Raw genomic sequence first — 14,667 nt, forward strand, 5'->3', positions numbered from 1 at the left:
CAAGCATGCCATTTTAGTGAATGACATGCTTTTAGCTTGATCTATGATTGTGTGTTTTTTGATGTTGTTTCATCTTCAAATAAGCTAGATAATGGTACAGATAGCTCCTTTGCTAAATAATTATTTGAACTAATTAAAAGAGGGCCTATTCGTTTCATCCATTCGTCATCTGGGTGAATGTGGCCAATATCTTGGTTACTTGGTAACGCAAAAGGCATTTCATTATAAAAACTCCAAAAATCAACATGCATTAGATTTCTCACCAATACATACTCATCTTGGTTTGTTCGTTTAATGAGTTGCTGTTGTTCAAGTAGCTCAATATATGCAGGCCATCTTCCGACTTCTCCGCGCCCAAGTATTTTTAAACCTTCTTTTTCTGTAACTGTTTCACCAAGCATTTGTTTTTTATAAAATAATTCTAAAATATCTAACATCATAACCATAGGGTGACGTTTTTGTGTTTTACCAGAACTAAAAGAGGTGATGGCAAAGCTCACTTCAACGCCAAGTAATATAATATTCCAAGATAGAAAAATCCATAATAGAAAAATAGGTACTGCTGCAAATGCACCATAAATTAATTCATAACTTGTAAAATTTGACATGATATAGCCAAAAAAAGCTTTTAAAAGTTGAAATATTGTTCCACTAAAAATACCTGCAATAAGTGCAGATTTCAGAGGAATGGTGCGATTTGGAATGGTCCAATAAATAAAAAAGAATCCTGTAACTGTTAAGCCATAAGAAATAATCGCCAAAAAGAATGTACTGTCTATTTCGTAGCCTGTGAAATTATTACTGAGTACATTAAGTGATGCCACGGCTGAGGAAATAGCAAAGGCGCTTCCGAGTAAAATGGGTCCTAAAGAAATAATTGTCCAATAACGCATGAAACCCATGATGCCACTACGTTTATCTTTAATTCGCCAAATACGATTAAAAACATCTTCGATGCTGTTGAGCATCATCACAGAAGTTACAAAAAGAAATAACACACCAATGACCGTCAGGTTACTTGATTTGTCGGCAAAAGAACTTAAGGCTTTGTCAAATGCAATGGAGCTTTTAGGTAAGAAATTGCTGTAAATGAGTTGTTGTAATTGCTGTCGGGCAGGCTCTAATGCTTTGATGGATGAGATGATTACTAAAAATACTGTTAGCATAGGTACAACAGCAAACAGTGTTGTATAGGTCAGCGATGCTGACTTATCACGGCAACGATCAGACTCAAAACGTGAGATTACAAACAGTAAAAATTGAAACCATGTTTTTTCATAAAAAGGGAGTTTTTTTAAATATTGAAGCATTAATATGTTGCCTCTTGCTTTTGATGGGGTGTTTGTTCAACATAAAAATATAAAATTCAGATGCTTATGGGTAGAGTGTAAATAAATTAAGCGGTCAAAATTTTTGTAATGTCTGTATTATAGTCAAATTTACTGAATAAAAGAAAGTGAGGGTATATCTATCTTTTGATCGATATACCCTCGAAAAAACTAGTGAATAAATGTAACTTTTTCATCAGTAAGTGATGCAATACGCGCTAAAGATTCAACACGATAACCTTTGTTGAGCAGTAGGTCACGGCCACTTTGAAACGATTTTTCAATGACAATACCAATACCAACCACTTCTGCATGTGCTTGATGAATGAGATCTGTGAGTCCTAAAGCAGCTTGCCCATTTGCTAAAAAGTCATCAATAACAAGCACTTTGTCTGTTGAATGAATATGTTTGTTAGAAATGGCAATGGTACTTTCGGTTTGTTTTGTGAATGAAAAGACTTTTGCACGATACAGATCGTCTTTGAGCGTAAGAGATTGGTATTTACGTGCAAAAATAACAGGTACGCCAAGTTCTAAACCTGCCATGACCGCAGGTGCAATGCCAGATGCTTCGATAGTAATAATTTTTGTGATACCTGCATCTTTAAAACGCGCTGCAAACTCTTGTCCAATTTGCTGCATAAGTACAGGATCAATTTGGTGGTTTAAAAAAGCATCAACTTTTAAAACATTGTTTGATAGAACGATACCTTCGTTTAAGATTTTCTGTTCTAGTGCATGCACGATGAAAGACCTCTAGTGTGGGGGTGCTATGAAAGCGGATATGTATTTTAAAAAGCAGATTAAAAATTGCAAGTTTTAATCCGTTAAATCCCTTAAATTTATTGACTCTTATAACTGATTAAAGTGATTCCGTAAGAGTTCCCACCATCATTATGTGCCACTTTGACTGGAAGGTAGCTGAATTGAGGGGCTAACCAAAACATGGTGTTGCGCTCTGGTTTATTGTTTTCTAGTTTAAATTTTACGGTATTGAGTGTGCCATAGGGTGTTTGTATGGTTTCTTCACCCATGTTAACAAATTTACGTGAATCTACACCTTTAGCATCAGTAATATAATATGCCGGTTTCAAACGTTTATTTAAGATATCTTCTCTAATTTGAATTTCAGCATTGAGTTCATCCAGCGAGGCTTGTTCTAGTTTAAAGCTTCGCTTGGTGTCATTTTTTTGTGTGTAGATGGTACGATTAGTATGATTGAAATCAATGCTGAGTTTATCTGATATACCAATGTATTTGGTTGTGCGATTAAATTGATCTGATGTAATTTGACCATTTTTAATATTAAATTGGCTAATTTCAGAGGCTGATGCAATAAAGCCTGCTTTTGCTGAAAATTTATAGATCCAAGTGTCGTTATTTTGTTGGCTTAACTGTCGTGTGGCAGTGCTAATATTTTTACCATTATATGAAAATTGGTAGGTAGCCTCAAAAGGACTTATTGCAAACGTAGATACAGGCATCAGTAAGCTCGCAGTGATTGCGATCCGTGAAATTAAGTCTGTCATGTCATTTACCAATCAATGTGTTGTTCTGACTATAATTTCATACTTTTCATCATTGTTTAAGAGTAAATCTGTCAACACATGATGGTTTAGGCTTTATCTTTGATTTCGGTATCAGCGACTTTATTCATCATTGCAGATAAGTTGAGATTACCTTTAAGTACGAGTTCAGTTTCACGTAATACGGCATGATTGACTCGAACTTTGTTGAGCGTGTCTAAAATGGACTGATTTTTACCGAGCCATTGATTTAAGTCTAAATGTAATAATTCATCTTTTACAGTGAGTACATTAAAATGCTGTAGGATTTTACCTAGTGGATCTTTTTTTAGCATTTTTTGATAAAAAAACAGCGCTGACTGTATGCCCCATTGTTGTAGTTTGTTTTTATACGTGGCATCTAAAATTTGTGTTTGACTAATCTGTTCGAAGACTAAGAGTTGTGTGGTTTTATTTAACTCCATTTGTAAGAGTTTTAAGTCAACAAACAACGTGGTATGTAAGCCTTGTATGTCTATGGTTGCATAGAGGCGTAACCAGTCATCATGTAAGTCTGCATGGAGGTCTTTCAGTAGCCCGACATTATCTGTCACAAACTTTTTTAAAGTCGCGTTTAAAAATACTTGAGATACTGCAAATTCACGCTGTTCTTCAATAAACCCGCCAGCTTTTTGATATACACGTTGTATATAATGAGAGAGGTTGTCTATAAGCGCTTGCATAAATCTTTCCAATGAATGGCGATGTTTTTTTAATACTACGTTGAATTAGACCAAAAAATGAGACTTTAATCCATATTTTTAGCACTGATCGTCTGTAAAAAGTTCTGTTGAATCGATCAAGTGCTAAAAATACCGTTTGTATGCTACAGATTGATTATATTTTTGCAATTAAAGCGGTGGCTGAGATTTCTCTTGGTATGGGTTGTGAATATGAAGTTTGTGCAGAATTTCAATTTCAAGTTGTTCCATCTCTTCAGCATCTGAGTCACTGAGTTCATGATCATAGCCGAGTAGATGTAAAACGCCGTGTACCAATAAATGAGTAAAATGCTCGATGGTTATTTTGTGTTGATCATGTGCTTCTTGTAATACAATCGGAATACAAATGACTAAATCGCCTAGTGGGATGCAGTCGAGTTGTTCAATGATTTCATCAGGAATATCGCTTGAGAATGATAAAACATTCGTCGGCTTGTCTTTATGCCGATATTGCAAATTTAATGCGTGACTTTCTTCTAGATCAACACATGCAATTCCAATCTCACAATCTTGGTTGAGCGAAATATGACGTAGTGTGGTTTCAATGACTTTTTTGATATGGAGACGTTTTAGCACCAATTCAGGTGCTAAAACGTGTTGTTGTAGTGTAAGGTCAAGCTTCAATGTAAGTCCTTAAGCAAAGAGTGGTGCTATTGATGCTGTTGGTCGGCTGCAGAATCATTGTGCGCAATTAAGGCTTCTTGACGCGCTTTTCGTTCAGCACGTTCAGTTGCATTTAAACGCTGTTGTTCTGAGTCCCAACCTTCGTAAGCCTCAACGATTTTTTGTACCAATTGGTGACGTACAACATCACGTGAATGGAAGCGAGTAATATGAATTTCTTGCACGGGTTCTAAAACGCGTAGTGCATGTGCAAGTCCAGATTGATGACCACGAGGTAAGTCAACTTGGGTAATGTCGCCCGTAATGACAGCACGTGAACCAAAGCCTAAACGGGTTAAAAACATTTTCATCTGTTCTGGTGTGGTATTTTGTGCCTCATCTAAAATCACAAAAGAGTGATTGAGCGTACGACCACGCATATAAGCGAGGGGAGCAACCTCAATGACTTGGCGTTCAATCAACTTTGCCACTTTTTCAAACCCAAGCATTTCATAGAGTGCATCATATAAAGGGCGAAGGTAAGGATCAATTTTTTGCGTTAAATCGCCAGGTAAAAACCCCAGTTTTTCTCCTGCTTCCACTGCAGGACGCACTAATAAAATTCGTTGAATTTCATTTCGTTCAAGCATATCTGTTGCCGCAGCAACTGCTAAATATGTTTTCCCTGTACCAGCAGGGCCAATACCAAATGAAATGTCACTTTGCAAAATGCGTTGTACATAACGCTTTTGATTTGCTCCGCGAGGGTTAATTCGCCCTTTACGTGTTTGTAACCAAACTTCGTCTAAGCCCGTGTGTTCTTGTGAATCATCATTCATGAGGTCATGGTCAGTTTGACTGGCCTGAATCATTAAATGAATTTGATCTGCTGTCACTTGATTGGAAAGCTCAGACTCTTCATAGAGTTTGTTTAGTAGCGACTCGGCACGTGCAACAGTTTCAAGGTCGCCATCAACATAAAATGAGTCACCTCGGTGAATAATATTGACATCAAGGCGTTGTTCGATTTGTTTTAAATGACTATTGTAAGCACCTAACATAATTTTTAGGTGCTCCATAGAAATACCCGGAAAAGCAACTGTACGTCTTATAGATGTAGTCAAGTGTATCCCTTTTTTTGTGGTTGTTTATCTACCCTTCTACATTACGCCACGTCAGCCTCAACATTCAAGAGGTGACCGAAAACAAAATTGAGTGTTTTAATGTCTGTAATCTCTACCTCCACAAAGCGACCAATTAAACTTGGATCACCAACAAAGCCAACCAAGCGTGTATTGTCTGCAGTACCAACTAAAATATTCTCATCTTTTTGTGAAATATTTTCGACTAAAACACGTTGTACTGTGCCAAGCATGGCATCTGTTTTATCAATGCTTGATTTTTTAATCACTTGTTGCACTTGTGACAAACGTGCTTTTTTAACGAGATCAGAAATGGTGTCTTCAAGTTCTGCTGCAGGTGTACCTGGTCGTTTTGAATAAATAAAACTATAAGAGTGGTCAAAGTCTAAATCTTTGATAAACTGTAATGTTTCATTGAAATGTGCATCTGTTTCACCAGGAAAACCAATAATAAAATCACTAGATAAATGCATGTCAGGGCGAACTTGACGTAATTTGGCAATTTTATCGGTGTAAACATCAATGGTGTGATTACGTTTCATGGCTTGTAAAACGTCATTTGAACCACTTTGTACAGGTAAGTGCAAATGTGAAACCATTTGTGGTAAATCACGGTAGCATTCAATGAGCTCTTCTGAAAATTCAAGCGGGTGAGAGGTTGTGTAGCGTAAACGTCCAATACCCGGAATAGCTGCGACAAGACGCAGTAATTCTGCAAATGTACAGATGCTTCCGTCAAAAGTTTCTCCACGATATCCGTTTACATTTTGTCCAAGTAAAGAAATTTCGCGCACTCCTTTTTCAGCAAGTGTGGCAATTTCCTCAATGACATCATCAAGTGGACGAGAAACTTCTTCTCCACGTGTGTATGGCACAACACAAAATGAACAATATTTAGAACATCCTTCCATAATGGAAACAAAGGCTTTATGTCCTTCTACACGAGGTTCGGGTAAGAAATCAAACTTCTCAATGTCAGGAAATGAAATATCAACGAGTTTAATTTTATCTTTTTTAGGGGTGCTGATTTGTGTTTCATGCTGATCGAGCATTTGCGGTAAACGATGTAGCGTTTGTGGGCCAAAAACCATATCGACATAAGGTGCACGTTTTTGGATGTTGTCCCCTTCTTGTGACGCAACACAGCCACCCACACCAATAATGAGCTCAGGATTGTTTTGTTTGAGTTTGCGCCATCGACCTAACTCACTAAATACTTTTTCTTGTGCTTTTTCTCGAATTGAGCAAGTATTCATCAATAGAATGTCTGCATCATTGGGATTACTGGTGAGTACATAACCATGTGAATCTCCGAGCAAATCTGCCATACGATGACTGTCATATTCATTCATTTGGCACCCTTGGGTTTCTATATACAGTTTTTTAACTGTAGATGAAACAGATTGAGGGTGTGAATGCTGGTGAACAGTGTTTTCTGAAGCAGCGTCAGAGCGAGAAGGAATGAATGTTTGGACCGTCATGTAGGCTCCTAATGAAAAAGGTTAAGCATGGAAGCTCATGGCTTCACACAACAGTAAAAAAGGTGGCGTATTCTAACATTTTTATTGCTAGGCAAGTAGTTTTTGATGTAATGGCTTTGATCTTAATGCGGGGAATTACACAACATAACAGCTTATTTATGCTTGAAAGATTAAAATCATCATTGATGATATTGAACGAGAACAGTTTATTTTATGCGTGATTTATGGGTGGAGTATCAGCAAAGAACGTGTCAGTACCTTGCTCTAACAGCGATTGCTTTATCTGCAAATGACCTATATGCATCAAATGAACAGTTTAATGATGCGCTTAATGCAAGTAATCGTGGCAATAGTACTTTGTTAGATGAATATACTGCCAGTATGCAGGCGGATGTGCTTGGCTATTATCCTGAATATTTTCAGCTTAATATGAATCTTGCAACCCAACCACCTAGTCGTATTTTACAGTTTATTCAAACGTATCCTAACTCGGCGATGGCAGAAAAATTAGCTGCTGATTATGTTGAAGAAAAAGTAAAAATTGCAGATTTTACAAATGCACAATCTATTATTCGTTATGTATCCAACCCTGATCCGGCCGAAAAATGTGCAATTGCACAAGTTCGTGCTCAATCAGGAGATGATTTAGTTTTTGCAGAATTTAAAGATTTATGGTTGAGCACAGCCAACCAACCTGACAGTTGTTTAGGCCTCATTCGCATGATGCTAAATAGCCCACTTATTACATTAGTAGATAAAAAACAACGTGTATGGGCTCAACTAAGAGCGGGGCAAATTGGGCTTGCTGTTTCAAGCGCACAGGGTTTAGGGCTGAATTTGAGCATTAGCCAATTGATGCAAATTCAGGAAAATCCAGTGGCTTATGTATGGTCGGCACCTAAAACGAATGATACAGATTATGCCTATCTTATTTTTGCACTTGGACGTTTAGCGGACACAGATTTAACTACAGCTTTAAGTAGTGTTCAGCGTGCAGCAGAAAATACACCTGTTGATGTGCAAAAATATTTATACCGAACAGTGGCATATATTGGTGGAACGAGTGTTCTTAAAAACAATTTTAATCGTGCCGTTTTAGACAATTTCGATGCAAGTTATGGTATACCGTTTAGCCCTGAAGAGGCAGAAATTTATGCACGACAAGCCATCCGTTTTAGTGCTTGGGAAAGCCTGATTCGTGCAATATCTGTGATGAGTGTGACACAACAACAAGAAGATCGTTGGCAATATTGGCTTGCAAGAGCAGATGAACAACGAAATGATGATACATCAAAACAACAGGCACAAACTATTTATCAAAATTTGGCAAAAAGTGGCGATGACTACCATAATCTTTTGGCACAAGAACGTGTAGGAAAGCTCTATAACCGTGTAGATCAAGCAATTGCATCAGAGAGTGATCAACAAAGATTGGCACAAAATTTAGATTTCAACCGTGCGTTTACACTCAAACAAGTAGCTGCACCTGCTAGTTTTAGTACAAGAGAGTGGAATTGGGCGGTGAGACAGGCGTATTTAAAACAAGATGATGGTTTACTGTTGGCTGCTGCTCAAAAAGCAGCATTGATGGGTTGGTATGATCGTGCTATTTATGCAGCTGACCGCACAGTAAATCGCCATAACTATAACTTACGTTACTTAACACCGAATCAAAATGCAGTCTTAATGCACAGTGGAAATGTTGGTTTAGATCCTGCTTGGGCATACGGTTTAATGCGTCAAGAAAGTCGTTTTGTGACCACGGCACGCTCTAATGTAGGTGCAGGTGGCCTTATGCAAATTATGCCAAATACGGCAAAATTGGTGGCTAAACAAATGGGTGAAACCTATACCCCTTTAGCTTTAAGTGATATGAATACTAATGTTCGTTATGGTACATATTATCTGTCAATGATACAAAGTCAGCTCAGCGGTAATGCAGTACTGGCGACAGCGGGCTACAATGCAGGGCCTAATCGAGCGTTAAGATGGCAGCCAACAGATCAAGTATTGGTTGCAGATCAATATGTTGAAACCATTCCAATCGATGAAACACGTAACTACGTCAAAAATGTGATGACAAATACCATTCATTATGGTGCAGTGTTGGGTCAGGGTAATCAATACATCAGTAAGTGGATGAAAATTATTCCATTACGCAGTGTTAATTAAGTTATATTGGGGATATAGCAGATGTTAGATTTTATTGTGCAACCTCAAATTAAAGGTGAGTGGTGATGTAATGGCTTGGGCACAACGGTCAAGATCTCGAATATTCTATATAGTTGTTTTATTGAGTGGGGCGTTGGTCTGTGTGACAACCAGCCCTGCTTTTGCGAGTAAAAATACCGCCAATGCGGGTTATATTCTGCATATTCAAATGACACCAGCAATTTGCGCACTTGATCCAAATCAAAAAAAACAACGTAAGTGCTTAGAAGGGTACTCCTTAACCATTGCCAGTTTAATTCCAGACACCTTAGATAATAATTGTGTAACAGATTCATCTGCAAATCTTCCTCCATTACAAGCAAAAGTAGTTGCTCGAGTGATTCCAGATGAAGCATATCGTGTGCAACTTTGGAGAACCATTGGCGGTTGTACACAAATGACAGCATCACAATATTTTAGAACCATTATTAATTATGCTCAAAATTTAAAAATACCAACAGCACTAACAGATACAAGTTCAAATAATGTGCAAAAAACCGCATTGGAAGGGCAATTTTTTGCTCTCAATAAAGGATTGCCTGAACGAGGAGTTGTTTTTAGTTGTCAAAAAGAAGGAAAAGTGGCATACCTTACTCATGTGAGTATTTGCTATAAAAATAATGGCCAATTTAAAGCATGTCCTACCACGATGGTCTCAAATTGTCCAAATAATATGGTTGTTCAAGGAACATACTAGTGTGATCTAACAAATGAAATGATCAGCATAAATATGCATATTCTTGAAGATTAAAGTACAATCTTGGATGCTTAGTACAACTCAATACTGCCTAAAGCGATTTATAACATCCAAAATGGAGAAAAGGACAATGAAGCAACCCGTTCGCGTGGCCGTCACTGGTGCAGCAGGTCAAATTGGATACAGCTTGCTGTTTCGTATCGCAAGTGGTGAAATGTTAGGAAAAGACCAACCTGTTATTTTACAACTGTTAGAAATTCCAGTTGAAAAAGCACAACAAGCGCTACAAGGCGTGAAAATGGAGCTAGATGATTGCGCATTTCCACTACTAAGCGATATTATTTGTACAGATGACCCAAATGTTGCATTTAAAGATACAGATTATGCATTGCTTGTTGGTGCTCGTCCTCGTGGACCGGGTATGGAGCGTGCAGATCTACTACAAGAAAATGCAAAAATTTTTACTGTGCAAGGTAAAGCGCTTAATGATCACGCGAGCCGAAATGTGAAAGTATTGGTTGTTGGTAATCCTGCAAATACCAATGCATACATTGCAATGAAATCTGCACCAGACTTACCTGCAAAAAATTTCACGGCTATGTTACGTTTAGATCATAATCGTGCTCTTACTCAGTTGGCACAAAAAGCACAAATTGCTGTTGCAGATATTAAAAAATTAACAGTATGGGGTAATCATTCACCAACAATGTATGCAGACTATCGTTTTGCAACAGTGAATGAGCAAAGCTTGAAAGACCTCATTAATGATGATGCTTGGAACAAAAACGAATTTTTACCAACGGTTGGAAAACGTGGTGCTGCAATTATTAATGCACGTGGTTTATCATCGGCAGCTTCAGCTGCCAATGCAGCGATTGACCATATGCGTGATTGGGCTTTAGGTACTAATGGAGCATGGGTTACGATGGGTATTCCATCAGATGGTTCATATGGTATTCCAAAAGACGTGATCTACGGTGTACCTGTGATTTGTGAAAATGGCGAATACACTCGAGTAGAAAATTTAGAAATAGATGAATTTAGTCGTGAACGTATGGACTTTACGTTACAAGAGCTTGAAGAAGAACGTGCTGCTATTGCTCATTTACTCTAATTCATTCACCTGTTTAAAAACACCACTTGTATAGTGGTGTTTTTATTTGAAAATTTCAGTAGAACAATGAAATATTTAAATTTCGCAAAAACTCAGCAATAAATGTATTTTGAAAATAGACTTAAACCAACTAATTGCTTACACAATAGCTCAGATAAAATTTTTTCTAACCATGTTCTTTAATATGTAATTGCATGTATTTTTCAATGGCTTCTCTAGACATGAAAAAACATTTGAAAGTGTTCATTCATCTGCCTCCCACATGCTTTATTTTTTAATCCATATCTGTGTCTTTGAACGGCCTTTAAAGAGCTATAATCAGGATAGTTATAAACTTTAATGTTATGTCATTTTAATGTGGCTAACCATATTAAGGTTAAGTCAGCCATGTTTTATTCATTTTAATGGTATGTATTTCGATGACCTCATTGATGTTTTGCAACTTATCGTGAAGGCATATACTTGTACGAGATGGTAACGATCAAAACCTGTAATGAACCATCTTATTGTTCATACAGTTAATAATAAAGCCTTGTGGTGCCATAGTTGCTAATTTTTATATGTATGCATTTTGAATGATTTACATATTCTATTCCATGTCTATTTTTTAAATATGTCTTTAGATCTTTTTTAAAGAAAAAATAGAACGAAATTGGCGCTAAGACGAATATTGAGCTTGCTCAATAAAATTATTCAGGTTGCACACGACAAAACAATACATAAAATTTTATTTAATTCTGTGGCGCAACCCTTACTACGGTCAGATCATATGGATTATGTTGATGGTATATCTAATGCTTTCAACCAGCGTTCTTTCACGAGATCTTCTGATGTGTGGCTAAAATGGTTTAAACTTTTATCTGCACAAGCTAAATATTTACTTCGCCAGTATCGTGTAAGTGCCAATTCATTTTTACATTTACACGCATATGCAAGCATAAAGTACACATCTGCATGTTTTAAATGTGCAATTGGTTTTAAGATTTGTTGTGTAATCGTGGCAAATTTGGTTTCATGAGTCATTTCATAATACACCATATAGGCGTGAACTAAGGCTAAAGATAAATTTAAATATACACCAACATCTAAGTCTTCAAATTCAATACGTGCTTGTTCTAATAAGGCAATAGCTTCGTGTAAAAAATGGATTTTTTCTGATTTATGTTGACTTAACTCAACTAAGTTTAAACGCAATTGACCACGTTCTAAAGCCAATTCTGCCGAGTTAGCTTTTAGGTACATTTGATCTGTTTCACCAATGCGTTGAATGATGGATTTACTCATAGCATAACCTATAATATTCTTAGTTTATTGTTACCAAACCTGATCATCATGACGTAGCCAAGCAGTAATTGATAGGCGCTGTTCTTTAGACATTTGTACTTCGTGTAATAAATGGCTGTCAAAAATGACCATTCGGTTGGGTTTAGGAACAATGATATGCCATAGATCATGTTTATCTTGTAAGCGAAGCTCACCACCCCAATCATCTTGCCAAACATCATGCATATAAAAGACGGTTGAAATAATTCGATCATTTTTTTGCTGTGGATTATCTCTGTGTAAGGCATAAGCTTCACCTTGACCATAACGTGCAAAATGTGCTTCTACGTGATTAATCCCCATAAAAAAAGCTTGATTGAAGACTTTACCTAAAGCGAGTAAGTGATTTGTGTGCTGTTTAGCAAGGGGTTGTGCATCATCTAGCCATAAAATATGATCACTGCGAATGTGACTCACCACGCCATTTTGAATACCTGCGGCACGAAACTCATTTAAAGAATATAAACATTCTGTATTTAACGCCGTGAAATACTTCATGTCATACACCTCATCAATCACACAAAAACCATGAATATCAAGTTGATCTAAGATTAAATCGGTATTCCAGTGGGTTGGAAAAAAGGTATTCACCATAGCAGAATCATAATAAAAGCAAGGAATACCTATATTAGAACAGTTTTACTCACAGCATGTGGAAAAAAATTCGTGTTAAGATAGTATCAGAAATGAGGAAAAAACAGATCTATGAACTATCGTCACCACTTTCATGCGGGTAATTTTGCTGATGTTATGAAGCATGTATTACTACTTCAATTGCTCAATCGTTTGAATCAAAAAGATAAGCCCTACTGTTATATTGACACGCATGGCGGTGCAGGAAAATACGACCTTTCAAAAGCACCGTCACAAAAATCAGGTGAATTTCTTTCAGGTATTCATCGGCTCGCTCAGCTTACTGCAAAAGAGAAAAAAACAGCACCAGAAATCGTTAAGCAATATTTGAATTTGGTCGATGAGCTCAGAACACAAGATGGCCAAGGTGCTTACCCGGGTTCTCCATGGCTTGCTCTTAAAGGAATACGTGAGCATGATCGTGCAACGATTTTTGAAATGCAACCAGACGTTTTTCAACTATTAGACCATCATATTTATGACAAACGAGTTGGTTTACACCAACGAGATGCTTATGAGGGTTTACTTGGTGTTATACCGCCCAAAGAAAAACGTGGTTTAGTCATGATTGATCCACCGTATGAAATAGAGCGTAATGATTTTCCACAACTTATAGAGTTATTACAAACAGCACATAAAAAATGGCCAACTGGTGTATTTGCCGTTTGGTATCCAATCAAAGACCGTGTCATGATTGATCGTTTTCTTAAAAAAATGGCGAAAACAGGAATTCGTCGCCAGCTTGTATGTGAAATTTGTGTATGGCCAGATGACACACCAGTTGGTTTAAATGGTTGTGGTTTATTGGTTATTAATCCACCTTGGAAGTTTGCAGAACAAGCAAGAGAATCCCTAAAGTGGTTAGCACCTTATCTAAAAATGCACGAACTAGGTGGTTCGGTTGTAGTTAAAACCACTGTTGGTGAATAATAGTAGTAAATCAGAATATTTAGGAAACCCACAAATGACTAAAACACCAAAGCCAGATGATGAATATTCTGATGAAAAACATGACGGGTTCACATTTGAAGTCATTGAAGAGGAAGACACAAACGAAGGACAAAAAGTGAAACGTCGAGGTATTTATCTTTGGCCAAACTTAATTACTACAGCAGCGTTGCTGTGTGGTTTTTACTCTATTGTGGCAAGTATGGAAAGCCATTACTTACACGCACTATATGCGATATTTTTAGCGGCTTTTTTAGATGGATTAGATGGTCGAGTTGCAAGAGCCATAGGGGCACAAAGTGCATTTGGTGAACAGCTTGACTCCTTGTCAGATTTAATTGCATTTGGATTAGCGCCAGCGATTCTCATGTATAGTTGGAGTTTACATGGTTTAGGTCGTATAGGGCTGGCTTGTTGTTTTGTCTATGCAGCTTGTGCTGCCTTTCGTTTAGCGCGATTTAATGTGCAAATTGGCTCTGTAGATAAACGATACTTTATTGGTATAGCAAGTCCTCTTGGTGCAATACTTGTTGTGTCACTGGTTTGGGTTAGCCGTGATTACCCACATATATTTGATGTAAAAGATAAAACCATACAAATTGCATATGCAGCATTTATGGTACTAGTTGGCATATTGATGGTCTCAAATATGAAATACTACTCTTTTAAACAAGTTGATCGTAGTCGAGTACCTTTTATAGTGATGTTACCCGCGGTGATGATTCTTGCTGCAATGACATATAACATACCTGTTGGTATATTTGTGGTCTCATCGCTATATGTTTTATCTGGTTTTATCACGACATTTTTTGCTAAAAAACAAACATCATAAAAAAAACACCAATTTAATCGATTAAATTGGTGTTTTTTTATACTTAAAAGCGCATTTCGTCTTTTTTT

At 37.2% G+C, this 14,667-nt stretch carries 14 protein-coding genes; 5 read left to right on the top strand and 9 right to left on the bottom strand.

Annotated features, from left to right (window positions below):
* Positions 1-41 precede the first annotated feature (41 nt).
* The 7 genes from I2F17_RS06945 to miaB form a co-directional block, all read right to left on the bottom strand.
* A complete protein-coding gene (locus tag I2F17_RS06945; RefSeq protein WP_211139422.1) occupies positions 42-1,310 on the bottom strand; it encodes a YhjD/YihY/BrkB family envelope integrity protein in 1,269 nt (422 codons plus the stop codon).
* A 189-nt stretch (positions 1,311-1,499) separates the two neighbouring features.
* Positions 1,500-2,072 carry a xanthine phosphoribosyltransferase gene (locus tag I2F17_RS06950; protein WP_196423845.1) on the bottom strand — a complete coding sequence of 191 codons (573 nt, stop codon included), beginning with the start codon at positions 2,070-2,072 and terminating at the stop codon, positions 1,500-1,502.
* 98 nt (positions 2,073-2,170) lie between these two features.
* Positions 2,171-2,857: a DUF3108 domain-containing protein gene (locus I2F17_RS06955; RefSeq protein WP_196423844.1), complete on the bottom strand. Its 687-nt coding sequence runs from the start codon at positions 2,855-2,857 to the stop codon at positions 2,171-2,173.
* 86 nt (positions 2,858-2,943) lie between these two features.
* Entirely contained in the window at positions 2,944-3,576 is a 633-nt protein-coding gene (locus I2F17_RS06960; RefSeq protein WP_196423843.1) for a hypothetical protein, read from the bottom strand.
* Positions 3,577-3,744: 168 nt separating this feature from the next.
* Positions 3,745-4,239 (bottom strand): rRNA maturation RNase YbeY, encoded by a 495-nt coding sequence (ybeY, locus tag I2F17_RS06965; protein WP_211139423.1) that lies wholly within the window; start codon positions 4,237-4,239, stop codon positions 3,745-3,747.
* A 26-nt stretch (positions 4,240-4,265) separates the two neighbouring features.
* Positions 4,266-5,342 carry a PhoH family protein gene (locus I2F17_RS06970; protein ID WP_196423841.1) on the bottom strand — a complete coding sequence of 359 codons (1,077 nt, stop codon included), beginning with the start codon at positions 5,340-5,342 and terminating at the stop codon, positions 4,266-4,268.
* 41 nt (positions 5,343-5,383) lie between these two features.
* The gene (gene miaB / locus I2F17_RS06975) at positions 5,384-6,841 is read right to left on the bottom strand and encodes a tRNA (N6-isopentenyl adenosine(37)-C2)-methylthiotransferase MiaB (RefSeq protein WP_196423840.1); all 1,458 of its coding nucleotides are present in this window, start codon (positions 6,839-6,841) and stop codon (positions 5,384-5,386) included.
* A gap of 213 nt (positions 6,842-7,054) precedes the next feature.
* Between miaB and I2F17_RS06980 the strand changes: the two genes are divergently transcribed.
* From I2F17_RS06980 to I2F17_RS06990, 3 genes are all read left to right on the top strand, one after another.
* Positions 7,055-9,013, top strand: coding sequence for a lytic transglycosylase domain-containing protein (locus tag I2F17_RS06980; protein ID WP_211139424.1), 1,959 nt, complete (start codon positions 7,055-7,057; stop codon positions 9,011-9,013).
* Positions 9,014-9,083: 70 nt separating this feature from the next.
* Positions 9,084-9,749, top strand: coding sequence for a ribonuclease T2 family protein (locus I2F17_RS06985; protein ID WP_196423838.1), 666 nt, complete (start codon positions 9,084-9,086; stop codon positions 9,747-9,749).
* Between the two features lie 130 nt (positions 9,750-9,879).
* On the top strand, positions 9,880-10,863 hold the full coding sequence (locus tag I2F17_RS06990) for a malate dehydrogenase (RefSeq protein ID WP_211139425.1): 984 nt from the start codon (positions 9,880-9,882) through the stop codon (positions 10,861-10,863).
* A gap of 774 nt (positions 10,864-11,637) precedes the next feature.
* Here I2F17_RS06990 and I2F17_RS06995 read toward each other — a convergent pair.
* Positions 11,638-12,147 carry a hypothetical protein gene (locus I2F17_RS06995; RefSeq protein WP_211139426.1) on the bottom strand — a complete coding sequence of 170 codons (510 nt, stop codon included), beginning with the start codon at positions 12,145-12,147 and terminating at the stop codon, positions 11,638-11,640.
* A 30-nt stretch (positions 12,148-12,177) separates the two neighbouring features.
* Positions 12,178-12,780 carry a 2OG-Fe(II) oxygenase gene (locus tag I2F17_RS07000; RefSeq protein ID WP_211139427.1) on the bottom strand — a complete coding sequence of 201 codons (603 nt, stop codon included), beginning with the start codon at positions 12,778-12,780 and terminating at the stop codon, positions 12,178-12,180.
* Between the two features lie 111 nt (positions 12,781-12,891).
* On the opposite strand from I2F17_RS07000, the gene I2F17_RS07005 reads away from it, so the two are divergent.
* A complete protein-coding gene (locus I2F17_RS07005) occupies positions 12,892-13,749 on the top strand; it encodes a 23S rRNA (adenine(2030)-N(6))-methyltransferase RlmJ (protein ID WP_196423834.1) in 858 nt (285 codons plus the stop codon).
* Between the two features lie 34 nt (positions 13,750-13,783).
* Positions 13,784-14,599, top strand: coding sequence for a CDP-diacylglycerol--serine O-phosphatidyltransferase (gene pssA, locus I2F17_RS07010; RefSeq protein WP_196423833.1), 816 nt, complete (start codon positions 13,784-13,786; stop codon positions 14,597-14,599).
* The last annotated feature ends 68 nt before the right edge of the window (positions 14,600-14,667 follow it).

It is taken from the genome of Acinetobacter baretiae, from assembly GCF_015627105.1.
Lineage (GTDB): Bacteria > Pseudomonadota > Gammaproteobacteria > Pseudomonadales > Moraxellaceae > Acinetobacter > Acinetobacter baretiae.